Genomic DNA, 26293 nt, shown 5'->3' with positions numbered 1-26293 from the left:
GCTATAAATGGAGGGAGAATATGATTAATAAGTCTATTTTTCGTATGTATGATATCAGAGGCAGGGTGGGTACGGATTTGGATGAGGCTGCGGTGAGGGCTATAGCCGGAGCTTTCGGAAGATATGTACAGGAGCAGGATCGGGAAAAGATAATCGTAGGCCGTGATAACCGCTTTTCTTCGCCTCGCTTTCGGGAACTGGTGGTAGAAACGCTCTTGCTATCCGGCCTGGATGTAGTGGACATAGGAGAGGTAATTACTCCCATGTTTTATTTTGCTTCCCGTCACCTGGATATTGACGCGGGGATGATGATAACTGCCAGTCACAATCCAGGCGAGGATAATGGCTTTAAGCTGCTACTGGGCAATTCCACCATATATGGAGAAGATATTTCAAAAATAGCTGATTTGGCCGAAACCGGAGACTTCATAAGCAGTACAAAAAAAGGGAATCCTAGTTTCTATGATATCAGCCCGGCTTACCGGCAGGATATTATGGAAAGGATAAAGCTGGGAGAACGGCAGCTTAAAGTGGTGGTGGACTGCGGCAACGGCACCGCCGGTTTTATTGCTCCCCGCCTGTTAAGGGAACTGGGCTGTGAAGTAATCGAGCTCTACTGTGACTCGGACCCGAGCTTTCCTAATCACCATCCGGATCCGGTCAAGGTTGAGAACTGCCAGGATTTAATCCGGGTGGTCAAGGCGGAAGAGGCCGACCTGGGCATAGGTTTTGACGGAGACGGAGATCGCCTGGGGGTGGTGGATACTGAGGGTAATATTATCTGGGGAGATATGTTGATGATCCTTTTCTGGCGGGAAATACTGCCCAGCTACCCAGGAACGGACTGCATAGTAGAGGTTAAATGCTCCCAGTCCCTGATAGATGAGATAGAACGTCTGGGGGGCAAGCCTGTTATTTATAAAACCGGTCATTCCCTTATTAAGGCCAAGATGAAAGAAATAGGAGCGGTATTTACCGGAGAGATGTCCGGTCATATGTTTTTTGCGGATGAATACTATGGCTATGATGACGCTCTCTATGCTGCCGCCCGGCTCTTGCGTATCTTGTCCCACAGTGAGCAAAGCTTGAGTGAGCTCCTGGCTGATGTTCCCCGCTACCATGCCACTCCCGAACTCCGGGTTAAAAGCAGCGATAGCGAGAAGTTCGCGGTGGTTGAGCGGGTACTCTCACATTACCGAAATCACCATGAGGTCATAGACATAGATGGAGCCAGAATCCTCTTCCCCGGGGGCTGGGGTCTGGTTCGGGCCTCCAATACCGGGCCGGAGCTAATAGTACGCTGCGAAGCCGGGACCCCGGAAGAGCTGGAGCGGATTAAAACCGAGTTGTTTACCTTCCTGAAAGTATAACGAGGCAAAATATACCCCCGCATCCTTAATAGTGAGCGAAGCGAACATCAGTGGTGCCCGCATGGCGCTTCTTTAAGCGCTTGGTTTCCTATTAACAAAACAGGCGGCGGGTTCTAATCCCTCGCCTCGTTGCAACAGTGTGTTGAAACTGCTTAAGCGATTTCTTCCGATGCTTAAAGAAATTTACCGGAGGTTAGTTATTTTGAAAAGGTTTCGTATAATTCTAGCATTTTTCTTCTGTTTCATTATCTTAACTATCTTAACACTATCAGCCTGTTCCTCGCCCTTAAAGCAAGCAACGGTTTATGAGAATGATGATAAAGTAAAAATGCTTAGCCGGGTGGAAGGTGAAGATATCTGTTTATATATTGATGGGAAATGGGATAAGAGCTTTCGTTTCGGCGTGAACCTGGGAGCCACCACAGCAGGTCATCATCCTGGAGAATTAAGCCCCAGCTATGATGATTACCGACGCTGGTTTGCCGGAATGGACGATTTGGGTATCCATTCCTTAAGGGTTTATACCATTCTGCCACCGCATTTTTATAAGGCCCTGGCTGACCACAATAAGGATGCCAGGAATAAACTCTGGCTTATACAGGGCATCTGGTCTCCGGAAGAAGAACTAATCAGCTTGCAGGACGCCTATTTGCCTGAGATTACTGACAAGTTTCACCGGGAAATTGCACTGGCGGTAAAGGCCGTATATGGGCTGGGCGAGATTCCAAGAGTACCGGGAAAAGCCAGCGGCATATATACCACTAATGCAGCCCCCTACCTTATGGCCTGGATGTTGGGTTCGGAGTGGGATCCCCTTATGGTGGACAAAACAAACCAAAACCATCCGGACAAAAAACAGTTTAAAGGCCAGTATTTTTCTACTACAGCTGAAGCAAGCCCTTTTGAAGCTTGGCTGGCCCAGTCTCTGGATATTCTGGCCGAGGCTGAAACGAGGCAGGGTTGGCAACACCCGCTTTCTTTTGTCAACTGGGTCACCACTGACCCGCTTTCTCACCCGGATGAGCCTTTTGAAAAAGAAGATCTGGTCAGTGTAAACCCCCGGCACATTACTCCCAGCAGTGAGTGGGAGGCTGGCTATTTTGCTGCCTATCATGTTTACCCCTACTATCCTGACAGTCTCCGTTATCAGAAGGATTACCTGGATTACTTAAATAAGGACGGGCAAAAAGACCCTTATGAAGCTTACCTCTTGGAATTGAAAGAAAAACACTCCGGTATACCGCTCCTGGTCGCGGAATTTGGCGTACCATCTTCCAGGGGGATGGCCCACCGGGGACCTCTGGAACGCAACCAGGGCATGCATAATGAGAAGGAACAAGGACAGATGATTGTCTCCATGTTTAAGGCCATGAAAAATATAAACCTGGCTGGCGGCATAGTTTTTTCCTGGCAGGATGAATGGTTCAAACATACCTGGAATACCATGAGCCTGGAAATACCATCCGAAAGACGCCCTATGTGGCTTAACCGTTTAACCAATGAAGAAAACTTCGGCCTGGTAGCGGTTGAACCAGGAAAGAGCAACCGCATTTATCTGGATGGAAAAATTGACGATTGGGAGCGCATCAATGCAGCCGAGAAAACCACCGGCGGTGATAGACTCCAACTTATGGCAAGCAGTGATGAAGCCTATTTATATTTGGCCATAGAAAATCCCACCGGGTGGAACTGGAATGAAGAAGAACTTCTAATCGCCTTTGACAACCAGCCCGGAGGCAATAAGTTCCTGTCTCAATCCAATGCTTACTTCGATGAAGGAGCTGAATTCTTGCTTACCGTCAAAGACCGGGATGAAGCTAAACTAATGGTGGCCAGTGCCTATGACCAGCATAGTTATCTTTATGGACGGGTACTTAAAATGATTCCCTTTGATCAATCCTTAAGCCAGGAAAACAACGGGCTTTTCTTGCCCTGGAAATTATGCTTGAGCCGCGAACTGTATTTACCAACATCTCAAAAAACCATTCCGTTTGAAGAAATCGAAATAGCTAAACTGTTTCACGGGAACAGCCATCCTGCTTCCCCTAATTATAACAGCCTGAGTGATTATTATTGCGGAGAAAAGCTGATTGAATTCCGCATTCCCTGGATGATGCTAGGCTTCACTGACCCCAGCAGCCACCAGGTATGGGTTTATCCCCATCGTCAAAATCTTGGAGAGTTCAGCAGTATAACTTCGCCGGGTCTAAACCTTCAACTGCTTAGTATTAATCCGAAAAATTCGCAAATAGTCAGCAAAAGCGAAGTTCTGCTCTACAACTGGAAAGACTGGGATATGCCCAGCTTTCATGAGCGCTATAAAGAGAGCTTTTATATCCTTAAGACTTATATTGCCGGCTTCAAGTAACTATTGGAGCCCTCTTACAATGCCCAACAACCGCAAACCCCAACCCTAATATTGGGGGCCTCATCCTGACAATTGTGCCATTACTCCCCAATAAGCGAAATATAATGGCGGACTTTTCTCTGCAGGTGATTAAAAAACAAATCGAAATAATCAAAGTAATAATAGAATAAAGCCACCAGCAACAGGAATAACAGGGATAAAACAATTCCCAATTTCCCCACCCAGCTCATTCCATAGTGAAAGGATACCTGGTGCTTTCCCGCCGGCAGTTGGATATAAATCAGATTATCCATGTTTTGAACCGGCAATGCTTTTCCATCCAGCCAGGCTTTCCAACGCGGGGTATAGGTAACTGAAACCAGAACTGGCCTAGGCTCCCTGGAATCATAGCTGAAACTGAAACCATCATGACGCCACTCATCCTCCAACACCGGGAAGGGATGGGGAACAATACTTTTGTTGGGATGAGCCAGGTCCATCAGTTGTTCCAGCATCATACGGATTTGCTCCCCATCAGCCGAGTTTAATTGCTGCCCAAGAGCCAGACCCACAAAATACACCCTGTGTCCATTGACCTCCTTATAGCCTATGGCAGGCACCTCTCTATCCTCACCCTGCATTACCGCCCAGGTTTCATCCAAATTTCCCAAGGCTGGAACCTGTCCGGTCGGATCTGCTTCCAACCAGGCTTCTCCTGTTATCCCGGCATTTTCACATGTTTTTAACCTGTAATCACTTTCAATCGTTTCCCAATAGGGGATTACATCCAGCAAAGGCCAGGTTTCCCCTCGTCCCATAGACACAATAACTACCTTGTCAGCTTCAGCCAGCTCTTCCACCATCCTTTGAAAGCTGGTAAAATCCTTTACTTCTGGTTCTATTAAATATATCAACTTGAATCCGGATAGATACTCCCGTGGATAATCTTCCAGACAACTGGAATAACCCCGGAGCATCCAGGGAAAATACATTTCAAAATTTATAGCCGCTTGACCGATTACCAATGCATCCCGCTCCTGCCGCAGGAAATAGGAGGAAGGAGTCGGATTGAAAAGGATACTTTTCTTGTCATCCTCTTTGATTAAGCGAAAGCCCTTATCCTGCAAACCCTCGATTAGCTTTTTCCAGCGATTGTCTATAAAAGCTGAACGGGTATTCCAAAAGAGCAGGTTCCTGATAATATAATCATTACAATTGGCAGCGATAGCAGTATTATGCTGCCAGAGAGCTCGATTATGCGGAGTACCTTCAATACTCCAACCATCGGTCATATTAAGCCCTTTAATCATTGGGAAATATGCAATATGTGATGCATCTGAATATAGCCATGAAAAACGTCCCTGTTCAAAAGCATTATTGCTAATCGATAGTAGCTTCAACTCCTGACGATATTCTATAAATTGATCGCTATGAGTCTCCATAGCTCTGGGGTTGATATCAATAGCTAAAAGTACTATTATTGCCCCACTTAAAATAATATATGTTATTTCCCGGATATAACCAGGTCTGGCTCTTAATAGAAGTTCGTTCAACACATAAACATCTAATATGGCTGCTGCCAAAACAGAAAAACTTAAAAACCTGCGCGGGATAAAAGACTGATGCAGGGGAATATATTTATATAGAGGAAATGCTTCACCAAATGATAGGCTTATCCCCAGCAGCATGGCTATTAGTAAAGGCAATACCAGCTTGCTCTTTCTCCAAAATATTAGGGAAATGCAAGCCAATAACAGCATGCTGCTGCCAATATAAAACCCGCTTCCGTTTCTTGCTGCTACAGAAAAAAACGAAGTCATGGCAGCAAATACTGAACTCGCTTCCGGCAATAGATAAGGTATGCTGGCATTTTCCAGATGAGTAGTACCAGGTACAATCCAAAACGATAACAATCCAGCCCCCAGGCCTACTGCCAAAATCCAGCAAATGCATTCACGCAGGATAATATGCCGCTCAAGCAGCATCACCAGCATAATAATTCCTATCAATATACTGATAAGAAAAGCATGCATGGATTGGGAAACAATAAGCAAGGCACCACAAATACTGACCAATAACCATCTTAACCGGGTTTTTTCTTCGAATAACAAGAAAGTAAAATACAAAAACCACGGCGTAAGCGCAAAAATAGGGATTTGCGCAATTTCACCCCCATTTAATCCCGATCTCAGCAAGAACGGTTGTACGGCATATAAAATCCCCCCGAACACTCCTATTCTTGGCCCAATAAAGCGGTAACAAAAATACCAAACCCCCAGCGCACCAATTAATTGAGACAAAAATATCATTATTTTAAAGGTAAGCATAATATTATGTGTAAACACTTGTACCAGGGAAAACAGGATAAATGATAATGGAGGATAATACTGGGTTACCGTGCTGCCGTTATACCAGAACGGGAACCAGCTGACCCATTTTCCTTCCATTATGTTGTCTGCCAGGTATACAATTCTGGTTAAGTGTCCCAGTCCGTCAGTAGTATATGGATAAGTATTATTGGCTGCTCCAAGTAGAGGCCAGATACCCCATATAATAGCTGCAGCAAAAAGAAGCACCGCTATCCCCAGTTCCCATTTAAACGACCGTGGAATTCCGGCTTTCTGGTCATTCTGGGGTTTTTGTTGTTTTTCACTGTTCTTATCCAGGATCGAATCAAAATGCAATTAAAGCTCCCCCATTAATGGATATATAAGCTTGAATTAGCTTTCAGGATTATTTGCAACACTCCATAAACATCAGGGAATAAGGCATACGCAGCAATCCTCGGCGAATGACGGTTTTATTAGCACTAAAACCCTGGGGAATCAGACTCCGGTACTCCTGCTCACTGCGTACAAATTCCCCCCGGTCTTTGGATATTAGATAACGCTCCCAGCGGGACTGCCCGGAATAAAAAACGGGATCAATAGTAATCAGACGCCCTCCCGGTTTTAAGGCTTTTTGGGCAAGAGTGAAGAGATTTTCAGCATGAGTATTATCCAGGTGATGTAATACCCCAATGGCTATAACCAAATCAAAAAGTTCCATTTGCTCAATTATTTTAAGACTCAATAACTGACATATAAACCGGCCGCGATGGCCAAATCGTTTCCTTGCCGCCTCGATATATTCTGCGCTCATGTCAAAACCTATATATTCAATATACTCCGGCAGATACTCCAGAATATCGGCAGGGCCGCAGCCAATATCCAGAATCCTGTTTCCGGCTTCAGGTTTGATATATTCATTTACATAAACTTGTCGAGCGGAACCCTGTCCGACTATAGTAGAAAACAAACGGTATACAAAAGGATTGGCCAGGATAAAACGTATATCGCCCCAACTCATTGAAAAAGGAACCTCCTCCCCCACCCCAATATTAATCCTTGGTTCTACTGCAAAAAGTTATATAATATGCATTAGCTTGCATAAATATGCCGCTCGCAGTATACGCATGAGCAACAGCTGCGCTCACTTTTCCTCATTAAATCCCCTGCTTTCACGGACGAAATACAGGGGACGATGCTTGGATTCAGTATAAATCCGGCCTATATATTCTCCGATAATCCCTATCGTAAATAACTGCACTCCCCCCAGAAATAACACCATAACCATAAGAGAGGGATAACCGGGAACCGGATTGCCGTATAAAAGGGTTCGAATTGTCATGTAAATACCATATAGAAAAGCATTGAAGGCCACAAAAAAGCCAAAATACATAGACCACTGTAAAGGCATATAGCTAAAAGAGGTAATTCCTTCAAGCGCTAAATTCCATAGTTTCCCATAGTTCCATTTGGTCTTGCCCGCATAACGGGCATCCCGATTGTACATGATTGCTGCCTGGCGAAAACCTATCCAGCCAAAAAGCCCCTTCATAAAGCGGTGGGTTTCCCGCAGTTCCTTTATTGCATCTACCGCCTGCCGGGACATGAGGCGAAAATCTCCTGTGTTGCCAGGTATATCAATGGGGCTTATCTTGCCTATAATTTTATAAAAAAGCGCCGCAGTCGATTTTTTAAACCAGCTTTCCCCATCTCGCTGGGTCCGAACTGCATAAACCACATCATAGCCTTCATTCCACTTCTCTATCATTTCATATATTAGTTCGGGAGGATCTTGTAAATCCGCATCGATAGGTACAACTACTTCACCGCTCGCATAGTCCAATCCTGCCGACAGTGCTATTTCCTTACCAAAATTTCTCGATAAATCAATAATTTTAAAGCGAGGGTTCATCTGATTTATTTTAATCATCTTTTGTAAAGTATCATCTCTGCTGCCATCATTTACACAAATAACTTCATAAGTCCGGTTAAGATTTGCAAGTACCATAGTAAGTCGTTCATAAAGTATTCCTATGTTTTCTGACTCATTAAACATAGGCACCACTATGCTTATAAATATATCCTCATTACTTTTCACCGCCTAATCACCACCTTATATTAAACGTTGCAGACAACCTGCAATTTTAGGAAATAACCAATCCCCGACCCAGGGGACAGGATTTTTGGGGAAGCAAAAAAAGCTTTAAATAATCCCTTATGGTCAGCCATAACTTGAGTTTGCTGGGGCTTACTTTATGATCATAACGCAAGACCAGAGGTACTTCCTCGATTTTGTTCGCCACTGTCGCTACTTTGAGCAATATTTCCACACTGCTGGCGAAGCTGCGGAATTTTAAAAATGATTCCTCGCTTTGCGATAAAGCCTGGTAGAGTACGGAGGTTTTATAGGCCCGGAAACCAACCGTATAGTCCTTTACTCCTTTAAGCGGGAAGAAGAGGGAAAGCAAAATCCTGGCTCCCAGGCTATAAAGCTGTCGTAATGGGGGAACTCCCACCTGTTTGCCTCCGGCGGTAAAACGCGAAGCTATTACGATATCTGCCCCCAAATCGCTTTTCTCTACCATCTGGCGGATAATATTTCCCGGATGTGAAGCATCGGCATCCAGGGTAACCACACAGTGTGAACCCATCCTTATAGCCTCACAGAATCCGGTCAAAATGGCCTGACCCACCCCCATGTTTTGCGTGTGCGACAAAACCACCAGGCGCGGATTCTCCCGGGCCCAATTGTTTGCCAGCTGCAAGGTATCATCCTGGCTGCCATCATTAACCGCTACGATACGGTAATCATAGGACGGCGGCAGAGGAAAATCTCCATCGAACATCTTGCGTAACAGGGGAATTGACAGTTCCTCGTTATACATGGGCAAAACAATAACCACCAACTTTTCAAGCATAACCCGCCCCTCCCTAAATCATATATGCAGGAAATAAACCCCCAGCGATACCAGAAGCAAGCCCACAATCTTCCCCGAGCTAACCGTCTCATTAAATAAAAAAATAGAAAATAAAAAGACAATTATATAGGACAGGCTTACACTGGGATAAGCCTTGCTCAGTTCCATACTGGAAATAACCTTGATCCACAAAATCATACTACTTACAAAACATAATATACCGGTCATTATCCATGGATTGGTAAAAATATGGATGACGGTGTTTATGGTATGCGGCCAGGCCAAATTAACCTGCCCCATACGATTTACCGCAAATTTCAATAAAACCTGCCCGCTGGCTCCCAGCACAATCGATACAAATAAATATAGAAGGTTGCTATTCACGAATTCACCTGCCTTCTCTTGCTAATTTCTTCTTTTAATTCTTCGGCATAGGCCTGGAGTATTGACTGCAGCTGCAGTACCGGGTTCTGGGTTTTCCAGCTCTTTTCTTCGGTCAAAGCAGCAATGATCCCGGCCAGGCGAAACCAGTAAACCAGGTAACGATATAAAGGCATAAATAGAATAATCCACCATATTTTCTGCAATTCCTTCCGGAGTTCCGGGGCCGAACCCTTATAAGCAATATAGAAAGTACAACTCTCCAGGACAATGTAGCAGATATACATCCCTATCATCGCCACCACAATTGTAGGCAGGGGGTAGCCCAAAAAGAACAAGAAGGGGAGCAAAAAAGTCCAGGCCAGGCGCGAAAAGGTCAGGGTATGATCCGAAATCAGTATCCTACCCACAAAATCGAACAAGGCCCCAAAGATGCCGGGAATTCGCTCATAATATACCCCGGTAACTTCCATCTCCCCTCGTTGCCAGCGTAGACGCTGGGAATAGAGGCGGCTCAAATTTTCAATCGGTTCCACATAGGCTATGGCATCAGAAATAAATCCAATCCGCCCCTGGCTGGCCTCAATAGCCTGGCGTATATTGAAGGTAAGGTCGGTATCTTCGGAAACCGTGCGGGTCTGGTATAGAAAAGTCTGGAGAATTATGTCCCGCCGGAATACGGAAAAAGCGCCGGAAAGAGTAAAAATAGAATTCTTCATATCCTGGTAACGGCGGCCAATGTCAAAGGCTACGATATACTCAATAACTTCACAGTAGTTTATCATGTCTATAAAGCTGCTGCCCTCACCCAGCTTTTTATCCACCCGGATTGAACCGGTAGCTGCCGCCAGGCTGGGATCCTTTTCAAAGACCCTGACCACATTAAGTATCGCATCAGGATCCAGCCAGGTATCCGAATCCACATTCATCATGTAGCTGCCATGACCGGAATACACACCCGCGTTGAGAGCAATGGATTTTCCCGCCCGTTCCAGGGAACTCCACATGACCGACATCTCCGGATGCCGGTATTGAAAGCGCTGGAAAACATCAAAACTCTCGTCTTCACTGCCGTTATTCACACAGATGACCTGGATGGATTCCCGGGGATAGCTTTGCCTGGCTATGGAGTCCAAACAATGGCCCAGGGTATCTGCCGAATTATGGACTGGAATTATCACGGTTACATAAGGAAAGAAAAAGAGTTCTTCCTTTTTCTCCACTTTCTGCTTCCTGTTGCCGAGAAAATTGATGAAATAGACCATGGCCGTAGATACATCTACCAGCAAGGGCACCATCAACCATATACCCCAGAATAATCCAAATGCCAGTATTCTCTCCAGCCATATTTCAATCATTTTTTATATTCCTCCGTATCTTTTCCAAAGACGGCCGGGTAATCAATTGCCAGTAAAGAGCCACCGCCAGCAGGAAGAAAAACAGGCGGCCAAACAGAGTATGTGCAATAAAGCTCATATTCCGGCCTCCGCTATGTATTACGACAATTACCAGCAAAAGCCGAAAAAGGTTTATCAGGTAGATTCCCAGAGCTCCCGCCAGGGCCACCGGAATTCTTTTATGCCAGGGCTGAACCGGATAAAAGATAATCAAGGAAAAAATAATGCAAATCTCCAGCAGACCGGAATTCTCAATATCTATGGCTATGGTGGTCCAACTGGAATCAATTTTAATAAGAACCAGCAAAGTCCCGGGAGAACGGTCAAATATATGGGTTGCAATACCCAGATAATCCAGTGTATGATGCAGGATGAGACTGGTATACTGTTCCAGGCGATACTCCAGCAGAGAAGCATGAAAAAGCAAGACCAGCAAACAACAAAAGCCCACCGCTGCCCAAATATAATAAAACACCCAGAGCCGGTGATGATAAAGAAAGAGGGTAAGGGCCAGCCATAGCAAGAAAAATACGGCAATAGTTGGGCGACTTTTTGATACTACGGGGAAAGGAGCCCATTGTATATCACCCTGATCGGGAAGACGGTCACTCCTACCGCTGATATCCGCCAGGTAAAAACGCAGGAACTGAGCAGGATAGGCCTCCAGATCCTCCATGGGAATAGCGAACTCCAGGCGGGAAGTAGTAGAGCCGGTTCCTTCCCCCCAACGACCCGTATATTTTCCCTTGAGATCACCCTCCATAGAATACAGGTATACGCTTACATCTCCTCTTGACAAACCCTGAGGGCGGTAGAAAATCTCCGCATATTTATCTACCTTATCATCATATTTTCCGTTACTGTTAAGATCAAAAAAAAGGCAAGACTCCATTCTATGGCTGCGGGGTTCCGGCAGATAGCGCTCGATCATAAAATACAAGCGTCCATCGTTCTCATTGGTGGCCCAGGAAATCTTCTTCAAATCATTACCGCCGCGGCCATCACCAACAGGATCGGAGAGAGAAGTTCGCCCGCGCCAATCGGCAAATTTCCCATCCAACTGCAGCTCCGGCACCAGCCAACTACCCGGGGGAAAGAGCCATATCAGCAACAACATTATAATAACGCCTAAAAGGACTTTTAGCCGGGGATTCACTCTTTATCACCCGCTCTTTTAAGCCAAACTAAAGCAGCTATAACTAGAAGAAGGGCGAACAGGCTCAGGTATTTCCCCCAGGTAAAAATCGCCGTTTTTTCAATGCTCATTTCCAGGCGGTGGGTTCCGGCCGGCAAGTGCAGTTTGAGTAAATTCTCATAATTGCCCGCCTCAATTCTTCTCCCGTCCAGCTTAACTACTAAACCATCTAACAGCGAAATAGGGACAATCACTTCGGCATCCTGCTCCAGCCGGTATGACATGCGAAAACCCTCTTCACTGGCTTCATAATCCTGTAAGGGAAGGATGGTATCTCCCGAATATTCTGTTTGCAAATCCAAAATCTTTTTAAGCAGTCTGGCACTCTCCGACTGCCCGCTCTGGTACGCATGATAGCTCAAGTTGGCTCCCAGAAACCATATCTTCTTGCCCTTAAGCATTTTATATCCCAGTATCGGAGCCTGGTTGCCATAGTAGGAAAATTCCAGTTCCACCTTATCCAGACCCATAGGAACATAAGCCTTCCACTCTCCTTCCTGCTGCCAGACCGGGGGCAAAATCACCCGGGTATCCTCTCCCCGGACTTCGATTTCCTGCCGGATACTCACCGCTTCGCCATAAACCCCCAGAAATTCCGGTTGTTTGGCCAGTACATTGGGGGGCATCCCCGCCATTTCTATAAAAACCTTACCGCCGGATAACGCGTAATCCTAATCAGCTTTTCCGCCTGTTTTTTAGAATGCCAGTTAGCGCCGCTTAGAATCAGCATGGAATATTGCTCCAGCTTCTCCAGGGAGCAATCATCTATGCGGGAAGACAAGGCCATTTCCACCTCGGGAAACTGGAGGGCAATGGTTCCTCCATATTTGCCGATTACCAGGCAGCGGGGATTTTTTTGCACCAGGTAGGGCCGGCTAATGCTCCTCCAGACGCTTATATCAGCAAATTTGTTGCGTTGCTGGTAGCCGGCCCTCTTTGCAGCCTCGCGAAAGGCCTCCAGGTCAGTAATAACATCTTCCTTAACCACCAGGTCGGTAGCCCCCAAATCTACACAGGAGCGAAATAAAAACGGGTAGTATTGCTGTTCCAAACCGGTATTAAGCAGCATTATATTGCGAGAAGTAACCGCACCCTGCCAGGCCCAGCCAAAGACCTGCTCCAACCCCGCCATTTCAGAAAAGGTAAAGGAAGGAGCCGAACCCAGCTGGCTCAAGTCAATAGTGGCCACTCTCCATCCCGGTTCTTGCTTGATGAATTCTCCGCTCTGTATTATCGTAAATGGCCTGGTTCCGGTATGGGCCAAGAGGCGGAAAGAAAACAGGCAATCTACCAGCAGGAATACCAAAAGAACCACCAGCAAGCAAGCCGCGACAGTAGATGACTGCAGCCATCGCTGTCGTTTTTCTTCCAGTTCCAAAGTGAAGCCGGAGGCCAGAACAGCCAGAGCGGCAAAGCTGCTGAAACGTAAGGGCCAGAGTAAATGGCTCAGCGGAAGAGTTATGTATATAGCCCGGAATAAAGGGAAGGTAATAAGAAGCAGGATAATACCGCAAACAGTAAGACTCCTGGCCCAAGCCGGCTTTGATTTCCAGGTGGCAAGGCTGGACAGAAGAAGCATTATCAAGCTTATGCCCCAGTAGAATGTCTCCACGTTCTTGAAGCGGCACAGGGGGGACAGAGAAATGTGAGCGGGGACAAACTGCACCACTTGCTTGACCGCCTGGGCATCAATACCGGTGATGCCCCCGCTCAGGCTGGGCAAAAGCCACCAGGACGAAGTCAGCACTCCGGCAGCAAGAACCATGAGCCCTCGGGCCAGGTCTTTAACGCTGCAGCCCTGAAAAACCCAGAGAAAAAAAACAAAAAGGGCCAAAGATAGGCAATAAACGGCCGCAATCATGGCATGGCAAAGCAAGGTTAATTGTACAGTTAAAATAACCGCTATTATGGCCCCATAGGATTTGCGCCGGGTAATAATATGCAAAAAAAGAGCAAAAAGCAGGGGAAGCAAGGCGGTAGCCAATACCCGCGGCAGGTTGCCTTCGGAGAACGCTACCCGCACATTATCCTGCCAGAGCAGCCAAACCAAAGCAGCCATAACTGCCGGCCACAACCCCATCCTGCGTGACAGCAGGAGCCAGGAGAGAGCCCCCAGCAAAGCACATAAATATATATAGAGGTGGCCGGCGGTAAAGATATCCCCGCTTAAGCCCCTTAACCCAGCCAGAGCATAATAGGGCAAAGGTGCCCAGTAACGAAAAGGCTGCACCCCATTGTACCAATATTCGGTAAATTGAGGATAGTAGTTTCCCTGCTGTATCTGCTCGTAGAGCATTTCAGCTTTAAAAAGATGTCCCCAACTATCGGAACCCCAGGGAAAACGCTGTTCCACCGGCGTCCAGAGTATATGCTGGTAGGCCAGCAGAGAAAGGAATAAAATCAGCACCGCAGCCAGCAGATACTGCCGGGTAGAATAAGGCCCTCTCCGGGAACCGGCGGAAACGGGAGGAGGCTTGGACAATAGTTTCTTATTATTAGCCAGTTCTTTTTCCCTTTGGTCCAGTTTGGCAAAATCAGGGTCCAAGATGGCTGCCGCCTCCCGATAGGCAGCGTTTCCGTCCCGGGCTTTAAGCTCAGCAGCAATTTGCTTATCCAGAGCCAGGTTGTGATTATTAACCTGTATACCCCGGGTGGGGGTTTCCCAAAGACTCAACTGGTACAGCTTCAAGCCCAATTTAGCCAAATATTCATCCAGCCGGTTAAAAAAATACATGGCTATATTTTCGGTAGTAGGTAGTATTAGATCAAAGGGATGAACCTGGTTTAATATGGTGTTTTCATAGGGCCCCAGGGCCGCAGAAACCGCCTGGGAAACCCGGCTGAATTCTATAGTATCCCCGATTCCCCGGGGGACATCCACCTCGGTCTCCACCTGCCAGGAATGGGCATGCACCGGGCCGGTCGCACCGCCAAAAACCACAAAGTGACGGGCATTGACGAATCCTACCAGCTTCATGCTATAAATGTTGTCATCCCCGCTGGCTCTACTTGCTGCTACTCGGCTAAAATTGGGATAACTATCAGTATTATGGTGTTGAGGAGCGGAAATACCATCGGGAGAGTTTTGGGCGGTGGAGTGGAGGTTATCGTCATCTTTCTGTGGAATAGGCTCCCCGCTGGCCTTCTCTTCCAGTTCAGCCCGTAGAAGAGCAATCTCCTGTTCTATTGCTGACAATTTTTCTCTTTTTACCGCTACCAACGCTTCTGCTTCAGCCAGGATTTTTGCTGCCGATAAATGGGCCTTTTCTTCTATTCCCGCAGCAATTCTCCGGCTCTCCTCCAGGGAGCGCTCCAGTGATTCTTGCCGCATTGCTTGACGAGCGATTTCCTGTTTTAATCCCTCAATGCCAAGATCGACTGCCTGTTTTTTTTGCAATAAACTATCCATCTGCAGCTTTAGACTCTCAATAAGAGCCCGCTCACGATCAGTCTTATCCATTATTCAATATCCAAGGTGCCTGCCGTCTCATTTCAGGAAGACACATCATGCCTCCTGTTTTCCTTGGTGATTAAGGTAGGGGTAAAGCCTGAATCCTCAGGTTCCTCCCTGACTTTCTCCAGAGAAACCCGGTAATTGTCCAAAACTTCCCGAAACTCTCCTTTAAAGCGAGCCACTTTGATGCGCAAGAAATCAAGCTCTTGCAATTTCTGTTTCATTTCCTCCTCAGCATTTTCCAGCATATGGCGGGCACGTTCCCGGGCTTGTTCCTCAATTCTCTGGGCATTAATCTGGGCGGTGACCATTACATCAGAAATAATTCTTTCTCTTTCCATATAAGCATTCAATTGCTTTTGCAGCTCTTCTCGCTTTTCTTCAGCACTTTTTAGCGCGGCCTGAATTTTTTCTATTTCCGACTTGAATCTTTCAACTTTTTGCTGCTGTTCTTTTTCCATATTTTCTATCTGGTTTATTACTTCGCCAGGCTTAAAGCCCAATAAGGTTTTTGAAAATTTCATTATACCTTTCCTCCCCCGCTCCAACTGCTCCATAGCTTTTTATAGCTATGCGCACGATGAAGTTCACTATTATTCAACAACAAAGTCAATTAGCGATGTCGAAAAAAGCAGATAAGAAACTTGAACCGTGACTATTTTACTATATAAACCATGACTTAAGTTAGTATATACATATTAGCATGGAAGGAGTACCATTTAAAGTGATTTTTAATAATTTATTACACGATTCTAATATATGTTCTATCCCTGCTTCATAGACAGAAATCAAAATTTCCTCAAAATGTTGCAAATATAGGCAGGAAAGTCCATCAAAGTATAGAAATAAACTGTATATAATACTCTTTTAAAACAACTATTCGAGCCTTTCACTAGTCATATCAACTATCTATCTAATAATTTATTAACTTATTTGTTATGGGCTTGCTGCCGTCAGACGTCTAGTTTTTTGTAATATCTGGAGGAGGGATCATTATGAAAAGCATTGGTTCCAGATTAACGCTGTATATTAGTATGGTGGTGCTGTTTTTTTGTGCTGGTTTAGGCTTCATATCTTATTTTTATGCCTCCAAAGCCTTAATGGCTAACATTGAACAAAGTGTGGCAGCCAAAGCCCAGGATGCCACCAGGCTGGTAGGGAGCGAGCTAGATAACCATTTATCGGTAATGGAGACTATTGCGGAACAGCCGGAAATTATTGGTATGAAATGGGAAGAGCAAGGCCCCATTCTGGCACAAGCCAACAAAAGACTGGGATATTTGATGATGGGGGTTGCCGGGCTGGATGGGCAGGTGCTCACAACTGCGGGTTCGACCACCAACTTAAAGGATCGGGATTACTTTGACCAGGCTCTTAAAGGTCAAGCCAGCGTTTCCGATCCTATTGTCAGTAGAATTGATGGCAGTACCATTATTATGATGGTCAGCCCGATTCACGGAGCCGAGGGAGAAGTTATAGGGGTTCTGGCGGCGGCACTGGATGGTTTGACCTTGAGCCAAATAGTGGCCGGGGTAAAATTTTGTGATAGCGGTTATGCCTATATGTTGAACCGGCAAGGCCAGGTTATAGCCCATCCTAAAGGGGAAATGGTCATAGAACAATATGATCCCATTGCCGAAGCGGAGAAGGATCCTAACCTCGCTCCCCTGGCTGCAATTGTAAATAATATGTTGAAAGCAGAGTGTGGTTACGGTGAATACCTGTGGATTGACGGCAGCAACAAATTCATGGGCTATGCCCCGGTGGAAAATACCGGTTGGTCGATTGCTGTAACCGCACCCCGGGATGAAGTACTGGCTGGCCTGAAAAGCATGACAGTAGGGGTGCTGGTCGCTTCTCTTGTTTTTCTTCTCATAGGCATCGCTCTGGCAACTTATCTAGGCAGAATACTCGCCAATCCAATTAAAAATGCTGCCGGGCATGCGGCCATGATTGCTGACGGTGACTTGAGAGTAGAAATCGCTGCTGAAGCTCTGGCTCGCCAGGACGAGATTGGTCACCTGGCCAGGAGCCTGGATATTATGGTTCAAGGCTTGAGAAATATGATGCACGAAGTAGCCCTTAACTCCCAGGAAGTAGCAGCTTCCAGTCAAGAGCTGGCCGCTTCCGGTGAAAATATAGCCTCAACTGTAGAGGAACTATCCGCTTCTACGGAAGAGATCGCGGCGGGTATGACCAATATATCTGCGGCAACTGATGAAGTAAATGCCTCGGGCGAAGGTATATCTTCTGCCTTATTGCTGGCCAGTAAGGATGCAGAGCAGGGTGTTCTTCAATCCCAAAGGATTGAAAAGAGAGCGGCGCGAATGCAGATCGGAGCCCAGGATCATAAACAGACAGCAGAAGATGTTTATGGAACTATAAAAGAAAAACTTACTGCAGCCATTGAAGAAGCCCGGGTGGTGGAACAAATATCCGAATTGGCGGAAAACATATCCGGTATTGCCAGCCAGACTAATCTTCTGGCCCTTAACGCCGCTATAGAAGCGGCCCGAGCCGGGGAACAGGGCAAGGGCTTTGCCGTGGTGGCGGAAGAAGTAAGAAAACTGGCAGAAAACTCGGCCTCGGCGGTAGAGGGGATTCAAGGCATGACCGAACAGGTGCAAAGGTCCATCGCCAATTTGACCAACTATGCCGAAGAATTGCTGAATTTTATTAATACCCAGATTATTGTCGACTATGGAGACATGGTAACGATATGCACGCATTACAAAAATGATAGCGACATATTTTTAAGCCTAATCGAAAAAATAAAACGGCATACCGAAGAAGTCCTGGCCTCAGTGGAGGACATAAACCACAGCCTGGACTCTACCGCCGGAACCATAAGAGACTCATCTGCCGGAGCCCAAAAAATAGCGGAGGCCAGCCAAACAGCTGCTATAGCAGCTTCAGAAATAAGTGCCGCATCTGTCCGAATGGCAGAAAACGCCGAAAAGCTAAATCTCCTTATTACCCGCTTCAAGTTGTAACCGGGTTGCACGAGGGTGGTATGAACAACAATAGAATAACAGCCTCAGCTCTTCATGTTCATAGCACCCTTATGCCGGAAATCTAAGCAAGAAAAGTTTTTTATCAAGCACAAAGGACTAGAAGGACTTATTTTTGCAGTTGGAGCAAAAGCAGAAGTATCCCATCTTCCCTGATTTCATAGTCTATGCCGCCATCTTCAAAGCTCCCAGTCTTTTCAATTTCGCAGTCATCACCTATGTAATGCAGATCATTATCTACTCCCAGAGCGATCTTACCCTCCTCATTTTTCTCTACCCTCAGTTTTCTATAACTCCCTTCTCTACTGCTGATACCGACACCAAGACAAATATAATGAGTAACCTGGGCAGATTCGGCTTGATTAATATCACTTATTAATTCATCCAGGATTGACTCCATTAGTTTTATTCCTCCTCATATTTCTCTATTAAGATCTTTCTTTCCACTAATTAATCATAATCAGGGAGTAAATGCAAGCAACCAAACACACAGGGATGTATATCAATCGGGGATTAGTAAGAAACTAACCCATAGGGATATTCTGATATGCGGTTTTAAATGAAATGCAGAGGCAGGCTCCAACCTGCTTATTGTAGTATTGTGCTATCAATGGGAATTTATCAAGAAATGACTCCACTAAACAAATATTATTGAGGTGAAAAAGTTTGAAACCAACACCTAATGGAAACGGATAATGGGCACAAAAAGGAACCGTAACGAAGTTACAGTACATTGAAAAAGGCTATGTTGAACTTTAGCTTCATCATAGCCCCAATTTCTAGAAAAACTAATTCAATGTCGCAGTAGACTATATATATGGAAATAAAATTTATGGCAATGAACAATTTAGGAATCAAGATTTACTAAGGAGGATGTTTATGGCACAATAAAAATACAGCGAATGGCAAGTTAAAAATACAGCAGTAAATTGGAAAAAAATCATCGCCAGCACCCCCAAAATATACTACCCTTTTTGTTGAAGAGACAAAAGGAGGTAGATAAGAAAGGATGCTAACGATGATACAACAATATCATATCAAACACTTAAACTTTCATAAAGGCAAATCCCTTAGGAGTATTGCCGAAGAGACCGGACATGATTTCAGGACTGTAAAAAAATATGCAGAGCAAACCGATTTCAATGAAATCCGAAAACCTAAAAGAGGACGACCGTCGAAGCTTGACCCGGTAAAACCGATAATTGACGCCTGGCTTAAAGAAGACCTGAACCGGCCAGTTAAACAACGGCACACTGCTCGGCGGATCTATGACCGCCTGTGTGAAGAACATAAGGATATATTTAATGCTTGTGAAAGAACCGTTCGCAACTATGTATCTGCCAGAAAAAAAGAACTATACGGTGAAGAAGAAGGCTACCTTCCCCTGGAACACCCAGCAGGAGAAGCGCAGGTAGATTTCGGCGAAATCGTCATGATTGAGCAAGGCCAGAAAGTCAAAGGATATGAATTAATTCTTTCGCTGCCGTACAGTAATGCTGGGTATCCCCAGATATTTCGGGGTCAGAACCAGGAATGCCTGTTAACCGGACTAAAAGATATATTTGAATATTTAGAGCATGTTCCCCGTATAATCTGGTTTGATAATATGTCAGCGGCAGTTGCTGTATTGGGGAAAAAGGAAAGCGGAAACTAGTAGACCAATTTTACCGCTTCGCCCTCCACTACGGCTTTAAGCCCCAATTTTGCAACCCCGGTAAAGGGCACGAAAAAGGCCATGTTGAAAACAAGGTGGGTTACAGCCGCAGGAACTACTTTGTACCCGAACCCAGTTTTAGTGATATTGAAGAATTTAACCAGGGACTTTTTGCCGTGGCTGAAAAAGACCACTGCCGGAAACATTACCGTAAAGGCCGGGTAATAAATGAGCTTCTCCAAGATGACCTTACAGCCATGCTACCCCTGCCGGCCAAACCATTTACGATCGGCCGTATGCAGAAATTATCGGCCAACAAATACGGCAAAGTCTGTGTTGATACAAACATATATTCCGCATCACCCCAGGTGGCAAATAAAGAACTATACATGAGGCTAGGTGCCCATCAGGTGGAACTATTAAACGAACAATACCAGCCTATCGTAAAACATAAACGATTATATGGCCAGAATCAGGAACTAATGGATTGGCTGCCTTACCTAATTACACTGGCCAAACGCCCTAATGCTTTGAAATATACCGGATTTTATCGTGAACTACCTGACCCCTGGCAGGACTATTTTAATAATCTGGATTATGCGGAAAAAAAGAAGAGCCTAAATCTTTTAGTACGTATGATAACCGAAACAGATATGTCTCCAGCAACCATATGCTTGCTGGAGACATTAGATTCCGGCAAAGCAGATGCTGACAGTATCCTGTTAAGCTACCGCCGATTAACCGAACCAACCTTTAATGATTTTTTGCCGTTATTATCTGCCAGCATAAATTCACCGGCAATATATACTCCTGATCTGACATGATACTTTCCTGAAAGCAGGTGAGTGCAGATGAAAGAATTGATTAAAGACTATTGCAAGCAATTACGCTGGGGAAACAGCATAGTACAGAACTATGCGGATATTAAGGCTGATACCCACGAAGAGTTTCTGGCTAAACTTTTAGAAATAGAGGTTAAGGGACGGGAATTAAACCGTAAAAACCGCTGTTTAAGACAAGCCGGTTTTGATGTAATAAAAACCTTTAATGGCTACAGTTTTGATCATATTGAGATACCGGCATCAATACCATTAGATGATTTGAAAACTGCAGTCCTCCTAAAAAACAGGGAAAACCTGATTCTATATGGCCCGGTGGGAACGGGCAAAACCCATATGGCTACCGCCATCGGTGTAGAAGCCTGTAATCAAGGAAAGAAGGTGGGATTTTATAGAACATCAACCCTGGTCAACGAGTTAAATGATGCTCAAAATGCTGGTAATCTGGGCAAAATGCTAAAGCAACTGGCGAAGCTGGATTTACTAATTTGCGATGAATGGGGTTATATTCCCCTGGATCGCCAAGGTGCGCAGCTACTCTTTCAGGTAGTAGCTGATTGCTATGAAAAACGCAGTATTATTATCACTACCAACTTAGAATTTAGTAAATGGAATGGCATATTCTACGATGAGAAGTTAACCAGTGCGATTATTGACCGCTTAATCCACCATAGTCATCTACTGGTTTTTGGTGGACAAAGCTACAGACTTACACATTCCACGATAGGGAAATAATGGAAACTGGGGTGCTGGATTTATTTTTTGCCGTTTGATGTATTTTATACTTGCCAAACACAAGGAGGAAAGAAAAAAGTGACAATGAAAAAGAACCATATATTAATTGTTTTGATTATGGCATTTATGATGATGTTTTCACCAGCCGCTTATGCTGCTATTCCGTTAGATGATGTTCTAATCGGCAGTTGGGAGTACAACATCGCGTATTTAACCAACCCTACTAATGCGGCGGAAATCCAATGCGCATTGGATAACCTGGGTGACGGACCTCTTGCCTATAATATTGAAGGTGTGACAAATGGTTGGACTTGGGTAATGAGTGGCAAGCTCCTAACACTAGAAGAGATAGCAAAATTTCCTAATAATATAACTTATAAGTACGATACGACGGTACGATACTAGATCCCAGATAATTAGCACATAAAATAATTAAATGGTTGCCGCCACTAAGCCAATTAATCAAATTGACACAGCTGATATCCGGGAATACCTAAGCCGCTTTGACCGGCTAAAGATGAGTTCAATCAGTAAAAAGTTATCTGTAGCTAAATCATTCTTTGGTTGGCTGACCGATGAAGAGCTTATACCCAAAGACCCTGCCAGAAGGATAAAGCCTCCGAAAAAGGAACAGATACTTCCAAAGGCGCTTACCATTGGGGAATTAGAGCAGATTAGAGAAACATGCTCAACATATCGGGAGCGTGCTTTGGTTGAGGTTTTATATGCGACGGGTGGCAGACTATCAGAAATTCAAAAATTGGATCGATCAGATATCGATTGGCAGGCCATGGATACGAGGGTGATCGGAAAAGGAAACAAGGAAAGGACGGTCTTTTTATCCTATAAAGCTGTATATCATCTCAGAAAATACCTTATGACTAGGTTAGATGATGAACCGGCGTTATTTATTACGGAACGCCGTCCTTACCGCAGATTAAGCCAGCGTGGGATACAGCGAGTGATCAGAGTTATTGCTAAGCGATCCGGAATTCAAAAGAAGATTCATCCCCATACATTCCGCCATACGTTTGCCTTTTTAACTTTGAACAACGGCGCAGATCTTAGCAGTGTCCACCAAGCATTACTCGGTCATACAGACCCTTCTACAACCCAGGTGTATGCCCAGGTAACGGAGGAGAAGAAACGAGAGGCATATAAAAAGCATTTAGTCCAATAATTATATATAACAGAACCCGCCACACCTCTCCTGGTACTTTGTTACTGGTGAAGTGACCCATGGCGGGGCGTTTAATGAGAAATATATGATAAAATCTGTTTCAAAACTTGCCGAAAAGCAGCCGGAAACGCTAGTTAATTTGCAAGTTATATGAGAATTATTTGCAAGTTGCGTGCAAAGCTACACTTCTCTACTGCTGATACCGACACCAAGACAAATATAATGAGTAACCTGGGCAGATTCGGCTTGATTAATATCGCTTATTAATTCATCCAGGATTGACTCCATTAGTTTTATTCCTCCTCATATTTCTCTATTAAGATCTTTCTTTCCACTAATTAATCATAATCAGGGAGTAAATGCAAGCAACCAAACACACAGGGATGTATATCAATCGGGGATTAGTAAGAAACTAACCCATAGGGATATTCTGATATGCGGTTTTAAATGAAATGCAGAGGCAGGCTCCAACCTGCTTATTGTAGTATTGTGCTATCAATGGGAATTTATCAAGAAATGACTCCACTAAACAAATATTATTGAGGTGAAAACTTATGAATAAAAACAAAGTTTTAAGCCTTTTCCTGTCGGCATTTCTAATTTTAGGCCTCCTTTTCCTCCCGGCCTGTTCTCAAAAAGAATCTAAGGCGCAGAAGCCAAAAGAGTCAAGTGGGCAAAAACCTGAGGCTCCTCCCGAGACAGAAAAGCTCCTGAAGGATTTGGATAAAATAATACAGGAACTGGATAAAATGATAAAAGCCCAGATAATGCCATCGTTCCAGCAAGCGGAAGCGGAAAGTTCCTCAGCGTCAAGCAGCCAGAAGCAAAAAGAGGGTTCCAGTAAAGAGGGAAAGCAGAAAGAAGAATCAGCTTCTTCCTCCAAGCAAGGTGGGGGCAAAAAGCAAGAATCCGCTCCCAGTTCAAAAAATGCCTGGCCCTCCATAAATCAGGGGGTTAAAAGTATTCACCAGAACTGGAACCAGCTGGAGCCTGAAGCAGTTCGAGCCGGCCTCCCGGTAAGCTCACGGGAGCATTGGGAAAAGACCTTGAGCAGTCTTACCATGGCAGCGAGCAAACAGAATGCAGAAGAAAGCCTGATGGCAGCCATAAGCCTTTACCAGCCTTTTGCTGACATAGCCCAGGTTTTCGCTATGACCCTGCCCCCGGATTTTTTCCGGGTAAAATATGAAGTAATGGCCGCTATGCTGGAGAGCGCGCGACAGGACTGGGAAAAAGCCGCTCTGCGTCTACCCAGGATGCAAGAAAATTGGGAAAGCCTCAAGGTACAGGCTAAGGATGCTGATCCACGACTAATAAGCTGTTGTGAATTTGCCCTGCGCGACCTGGAAGAAGCCATCAAGAATCAAGAAATGGAGCTGGTACTAATAAAAGGTGAAATAAGCCTGGATAATCTGAAAAAGCTGGAGGAAAAACTCAAAAAGGCTATGACCAGGGGTAAGTCCTGACCAGAAAATCTCACCCCTGGTAAGCTTATTGCCTTCACCAATGGTACATCCATGCTTCGCCTTTTCTAGCTAGGGCAGTAAAAATAGACAAATATACAGGTTGGCTATAGCTATGGACAGCAGCATCAAAGGAAATCCATACTTCAAATAATCTATAAAGCCTATATGTTGACCATGCCGCTCGGATATTCCAGCAACAATAATATTAGCCGAAGCCCCAATCAAAGTTCCATTCCCGCCCAGGCAAGCTCCCAGAGACAGCGCCCACCAAATCGGGTCCATCGTTAATCCTGACATCTGCCCAATGGTTTTCAGCAGCGGTATCATAGTGGCCACGAAGGGGATATTATCCACAAAAGCGGAAAATACCGCTGATATCCAGAGCACCACCACAGCGGTGGCGGTCAAACTGCCGCCAGTCAGTTCCATCGCCTGTCGAGCGAGCAACTCCATAACGCCGTTGGCCTCCATAGCCCCAACAATTATGAAAAGACCGGCGAAAAAGAATATCGTGGGCCATTCTACACTGAGTAGAATATCTTCAGGTTCCTCCGCACAGATCAGCATTAGAACGGCAGCCCCCAGTAACGCAATTGTTGCGGTTTCCAGGTGTAAGAATCCGTGCAGGAAAAAGGCGCTTATGGTTAAGCCCAAAACCAACAAAGATTTTTTTAAGATCGCCCAATCACGGATTTCTTCCCGGGCATTCATAGCCATTATGCTCTCCATTTTCTGAGAATCAGCCCGCAAGTCTTTTCTAAACATTAATACCAGACAGAGCAAAGTTATTATCATAATAACAATTACAATAGGAGCAAGGTTGACAATAAAATCAAGGAAACCTAGATGGGTGGCACTTCCAATCATAATATTTGGGGGATCTCCAATAAGGGTAGCAGTTCCCCCAATATTGGAGGCAAGTATTTCTGCAAACAGGAAGGGGAAGGCTGGAACTTCCAGATGATCGGTCAAGACAAAAGTAACCGGAACTATCAACAGCACGGTGGTTACATTGTCCAAAAAAGCTGACAGTACTGCCGTTACCACCGCCAGGGCCACCAAAATGCGCAGCGGTTTGCCTCCTGCCACCCGCGCCGCTTTTATGGCCAGATAACCAAAAACTCCGCTTCTTCGGGTAATACCTACAATTATCATCATGCCTATCAATAGACCCAGGGTATTGAAATCAATATATTCAATAGCTGCTTCCTGACTGAGCAAGCCCAGGGCAATGGCCAAACCTGCGCCTACCAGAGCGATAATAGTACGGTGAACCTTCTCAAAAATAATAAATACATAAGTTGCCAGGAATATGACAATGGATAAGTAAAATGCGGTCAAATATCACATCTCCCAAAAGCATTTTCTAAATATAAAGCGGATTCTACTACAAAAGTTGATTTCCCTGGAAGTTTTCCCCGGCACCCCCCGATCCGGGTATAGACTGAACAGCGTAGTTTAAGTGTTTCTTACCCGTTCTATCTCTTAGTGAGCAAAGACACTCAGCTTTGCATGTATTGCTTGTCCTGACCCAGAATATGCCCATCTATCCAGCGAACAATAAAATCGAGAATATCCAGGAGGTATTTGTCCTGGTTTTCATCAACCTGGTCCAGATCAATGCCGTTAATTTTTTCGATAAAATCATCGTGAATTACTTTATGCGATAAAAACTTTCTGTAGCCAATGCTCTTCATATATTCCTCTTCCGAATGGAAGTGAAAAACAGAATAGTCCTTTAACTCCCCCAGAATGGCCACGATTCGATCGTATTTATCCACTACCAGCTCATCTTTAAGCAAATCATAAGCCCGCCCGGCTATTTCAAACAATCGGCGATGCTGTTCATCAATATGTTCAACCCCCACGCTATACTCATCTTTCCATTTTATCATTTTCCCTTCCCCCCATATTTTTTGCAAATTTTATTATTATGAGCATAGGGCCTATACTCAAGCTTTGTCAATTCTCGTTTTTCTCATTCTACAGCTTTGCTTCTGGCTCCACATCTTTTTTAGA

22 protein-coding genes are annotated in these 26293 nt (G+C 45.0%); 9 read left to right on the top strand and 13 right to left on the bottom strand.

Features of this window, described 5'->3' with window-relative positions:
* Positions 1 to 20: 20 nt before the first annotated feature.
* Both AWB54_RS05015 and AWB54_RS05010 read left to right on the top strand, forming a co-directional pair.
* Entirely contained in the window at positions 21 to 1370 is a 1350-nt protein-coding gene (locus tag AWB54_RS05015) for a phosphomannomutase/phosphoglucomutase (protein WP_061213520.1), read from the top strand.
* A 202-nt stretch (positions 1371 to 1572) separates the two neighbouring features.
* Positions 1573 to 3738, top strand: coding sequence for a hypothetical protein (locus AWB54_RS05010; protein ID WP_061213519.1), 2166 nt, complete (start codon positions 1573 to 1575; stop codon positions 3736 to 3738).
* 80 nt (positions 3739 to 3818) lie between these two features.
* Here AWB54_RS05010 and AWB54_RS05005 read toward each other — a convergent pair whose 3' ends face one another.
* The 10 genes from AWB54_RS05005 to AWB54_RS04960 form a co-directional block, all read right to left on the bottom strand.
* Positions 3819 to 6401 carry a 6-pyruvoyl-tetrahydropterin synthase-related protein gene (locus AWB54_RS05005; RefSeq protein ID WP_061213518.1) on the bottom strand — a complete coding sequence of 861 codons (2583 nt, stop codon included), beginning with the start codon at positions 6399 to 6401 and terminating at the stop codon, positions 3819 to 3821.
* A 49-nt stretch (positions 6402 to 6450) separates the two neighbouring features.
* A complete protein-coding gene (locus tag AWB54_RS05000) occupies positions 6451 to 7065 on the bottom strand; it encodes a class I SAM-dependent methyltransferase (RefSeq protein WP_061213517.1) in 615 nt (204 codons plus the stop codon).
* Between the two features lie 123 nt (positions 7066 to 7188).
* On the bottom strand, positions 7189 to 8142 hold the full coding sequence (locus AWB54_RS04995) for a glycosyltransferase family 2 protein (RefSeq protein WP_061213516.1): 954 nt from the start codon (positions 8140 to 8142) through the stop codon (positions 7189 to 7191).
* 46 nt (positions 8143 to 8188) lie between these two features.
* The gene (locus tag AWB54_RS04990; RefSeq protein WP_061213515.1) at positions 8189 to 8962 is read right to left on the bottom strand and encodes a glycosyltransferase family 2 protein; all 774 of its coding nucleotides are present in this window, start codon (positions 8960 to 8962) and stop codon (positions 8189 to 8191) included.
* 18 nt (positions 8963 to 8980) lie between these two features.
* A complete protein-coding gene (locus AWB54_RS04985; RefSeq protein ID WP_061213514.1) occupies positions 8981 to 9346 on the bottom strand; it encodes a DMT family transporter in 366 nt (121 codons plus the stop codon).
* Entirely contained in the window at positions 9343 to 10701 is a 1359-nt protein-coding gene (locus AWB54_RS04980; protein ID WP_061213513.1) for a TIGR03111 family XrtG-associated glycosyltransferase, read from the bottom strand. Before AWB54_RS04980 ends, AWB54_RS04985 begins: the two co-directional genes overlap by 4 nt.
* Positions 10694 to 11896, bottom strand: coding sequence for a hypothetical protein (locus AWB54_RS04975; protein WP_061213512.1), 1203 nt, complete (start codon positions 11894 to 11896; stop codon positions 10694 to 10696). Before AWB54_RS04975 ends, AWB54_RS04980 begins: the two co-directional genes overlap by 8 nt.
* Positions 11893 to 12570, bottom strand: a complete 678-nt coding sequence (locus AWB54_RS16495) for a 6-pyruvoyl-tetrahydropterin synthase-related protein (RefSeq protein WP_061213511.1) — start codon at positions 12568 to 12570, stop codon at positions 11893 to 11895. The genes AWB54_RS04975 and AWB54_RS16495 overlap by 4 nt, the downstream gene beginning before the upstream one ends.
* Before the next feature lie 2 nt (positions 12571 to 12572).
* On the bottom strand, positions 12573 to 15395 hold the full coding sequence (locus tag AWB54_RS04965; RefSeq protein WP_061213510.1) for a 6-pyruvoyl-tetrahydropterin synthase-related protein: 2823 nt from the start codon (positions 15393 to 15395) through the stop codon (positions 12573 to 12575).
* 32 nt (positions 15396 to 15427) lie between these two features.
* Positions 15428 to 15913 carry a hypothetical protein gene (locus tag AWB54_RS04960; protein WP_061213509.1) on the bottom strand — a complete coding sequence of 162 codons (486 nt, stop codon included), beginning with the start codon at positions 15911 to 15913 and terminating at the stop codon, positions 15428 to 15430.
* A gap of 471 nt (positions 15914 to 16384) precedes the next feature.
* On the opposite strand from AWB54_RS04960, the gene AWB54_RS04955 reads away from it, so the two are divergent.
* Complete coding sequence (locus AWB54_RS04955) at positions 16385 to 18382, top strand: methyl-accepting chemotaxis protein (protein ID WP_061213508.1); 1998 nt, start codon at positions 16385 to 16387, stop codon at positions 18380 to 18382.
* Between the two features lie 127 nt (positions 18383 to 18509).
* On the opposite strand, the gene AWB54_RS04950 is transcribed toward AWB54_RS04955, so the two are convergent.
* Positions 18510 to 18800 (bottom strand): hypothetical protein, encoded by a 291-nt coding sequence (locus AWB54_RS04950; RefSeq protein ID WP_061213507.1) that lies wholly within the window; start codon positions 18798 to 18800, stop codon positions 18510 to 18512.
* A gap of 609 nt (positions 18801 to 19409) precedes the next feature.
* Here AWB54_RS04950 and AWB54_RS15645 point away from each other — a divergent pair.
* From AWB54_RS15645 to AWB54_RS04925, 6 genes are all read left to right on the top strand, one after another.
* Positions 19410 to 20054, top strand: coding sequence for a hypothetical protein (locus AWB54_RS15645; RefSeq protein ID WP_153014665.1), 645 nt, complete (start codon positions 19410 to 19412; stop codon positions 20052 to 20054).
* 95 nt (positions 20055 to 20149) lie between these two features.
* Complete coding sequence (locus AWB54_RS15640) at positions 20150 to 20878, top strand: Mu transposase domain-containing protein (RefSeq protein ID WP_153014664.1); 729 nt, start codon at positions 20150 to 20152, stop codon at positions 20876 to 20878.
* 27 nt (positions 20879 to 20905) lie between these two features.
* The gene (istB, locus tag AWB54_RS04940; RefSeq protein ID WP_061213506.1) at positions 20906 to 21628 is read left to right on the top strand and encodes an IS21-like element helper ATPase IstB; all 723 of its coding nucleotides are present in this window, start codon (positions 20906 to 20908) and stop codon (positions 21626 to 21628) included.
* 78 nt (positions 21629 to 21706) lie between these two features.
* A complete protein-coding gene (locus tag AWB54_RS04935; RefSeq protein ID WP_061213505.1) occupies positions 21707 to 22033 on the top strand; it encodes a hypothetical protein in 327 nt (108 codons plus the stop codon).
* A gap of 31 nt (positions 22034 to 22064) precedes the next feature.
* Positions 22065 to 22808, top strand: a complete 744-nt coding sequence (locus AWB54_RS04930; RefSeq protein WP_061213504.1) for a tyrosine-type recombinase/integrase — start codon at positions 22065 to 22067, stop codon at positions 22806 to 22808.
* Positions 22809 to 23362: 554 nt separating this feature from the next.
* Positions 23363 to 24274 (top strand): hypothetical protein, encoded by a 912-nt coding sequence (locus AWB54_RS04925; RefSeq protein ID WP_061213503.1) that lies wholly within the window; start codon positions 23363 to 23365, stop codon positions 24272 to 24274.
* 69 nt (positions 24275 to 24343) lie between these two features.
* On the opposite strand, the gene AWB54_RS04920 is transcribed toward AWB54_RS04925, so the two are convergent.
* Together AWB54_RS04920 and AWB54_RS04915 are read right to left on the bottom strand one after the other, a co-directional pair.
* Positions 24344 to 25615 carry an ArsB/NhaD family transporter gene (locus tag AWB54_RS04920; protein WP_061213502.1) on the bottom strand — a complete coding sequence of 424 codons (1272 nt, stop codon included), beginning with the start codon at positions 25613 to 25615 and terminating at the stop codon, positions 24344 to 24346.
* 161 nt (positions 25616 to 25776) lie between these two features.
* Positions 25777 to 26169 (bottom strand): bacteriohemerythrin, encoded by a 393-nt coding sequence (locus tag AWB54_RS04915; RefSeq protein ID WP_061213501.1) that lies wholly within the window; start codon positions 26167 to 26169, stop codon positions 25777 to 25779.
* Between the last annotated feature and the right edge of the window lie 124 nt (positions 26170 to 26293).

The organism is Syntrophomonas wolfei subsp. methylbutyratica (genome assembly GCF_001570625.1).
In the GTDB taxonomy this organism is placed as follows: domain Bacteria; phylum Bacillota; class Syntrophomonadia; order Syntrophomonadales; family Syntrophomonadaceae; genus Syntrophomonas; species Syntrophomonas methylbutyratica.
Note: the sequence above shows the minus strand (reverse complement) of the source record. Positions and strands in the feature narration are given on the sequence as shown.

Bases quoted from the DNA above. Each gene is read 5' to 3' on its own strand.
- AWB54_RS05015 (WP_061213520.1), top strand. From the start codon at position 21: ATGATTAATAAGTCTATTTTTCGTATGTATGATATCAGAGGCAGGGTG.
- AWB54_RS05000 (WP_061213517.1), bottom strand. From the start codon at position 7,065: ATGAGTTGGGGCGATATACGTTTTATCCTGGCCAATCCTTTTGTATAC.
- AWB54_RS04990 (WP_061213515.1), bottom strand. From the start codon at position 8,962: ATGCTTGAAAAGTTGGTGGTTATTGTTTTGCCCATGTATAACGAGGAA.
- AWB54_RS04980 (WP_061213513.1), bottom strand. From the start codon at position 10,701: ATGATTGAAATATGGCTGGAGAGAATACTGGCATTTGGATTATTCTGG.
- AWB54_RS16495 (WP_061213511.1), bottom strand. From the start codon at position 12,570: ATGGCGGGGATGCCCCCCAATGTACTGGCCAAACAACCGGAATTTCTG.
- AWB54_RS04965 (WP_061213510.1), bottom strand. From the start codon at position 15,395: ATGGATAAGACTGATCGTGAGCGGGCTCTTATTGAGAGTCTAAAGCTG.
- AWB54_RS04960 (WP_061213509.1), bottom strand. From the start codon at position 15,913: ATGAAATTTTCAAAAACCTTATTGGGCTTTAAGCCTGGCGAAGTAATA.
- AWB54_RS04955 (WP_061213508.1), top strand. From the start codon at position 16,385: ATGAAAAGCATTGGTTCCAGATTAACGCTGTATATTAGTATGGTGGTG.
- AWB54_RS04950 (WP_061213507.1), bottom strand. From the start codon at position 18,800: ATGGAGTCAATCCTGGATGAATTAATAAGTGATATTAATCAAGCCGAA.
- AWB54_RS15645 (WP_153014665.1), top strand. From the start codon at position 19,410: ATGCTAACGATGATACAACAATATCATATCAAACACTTAAACTTTCAT.
- istB (WP_061213506.1), top strand. From the start codon at position 20,906: ATGAAAGAATTGATTAAAGACTATTGCAAGCAATTACGCTGGGGAAAC.
- AWB54_RS04930 (WP_061213504.1), top strand. From the start codon at position 22,065: ATGGTTGCCGCCACTAAGCCAATTAATCAAATTGACACAGCTGATATC.
- AWB54_RS04925 (WP_061213503.1), top strand. From the start codon at position 23,363: ATGAATAAAAACAAAGTTTTAAGCCTTTTCCTGTCGGCATTTCTAATT.
- AWB54_RS04915 (WP_061213501.1), bottom strand. From the start codon at position 26,169: ATGATAAAATGGAAAGATGAGTATAGCGTGGGGGTTGAACATATTGAT.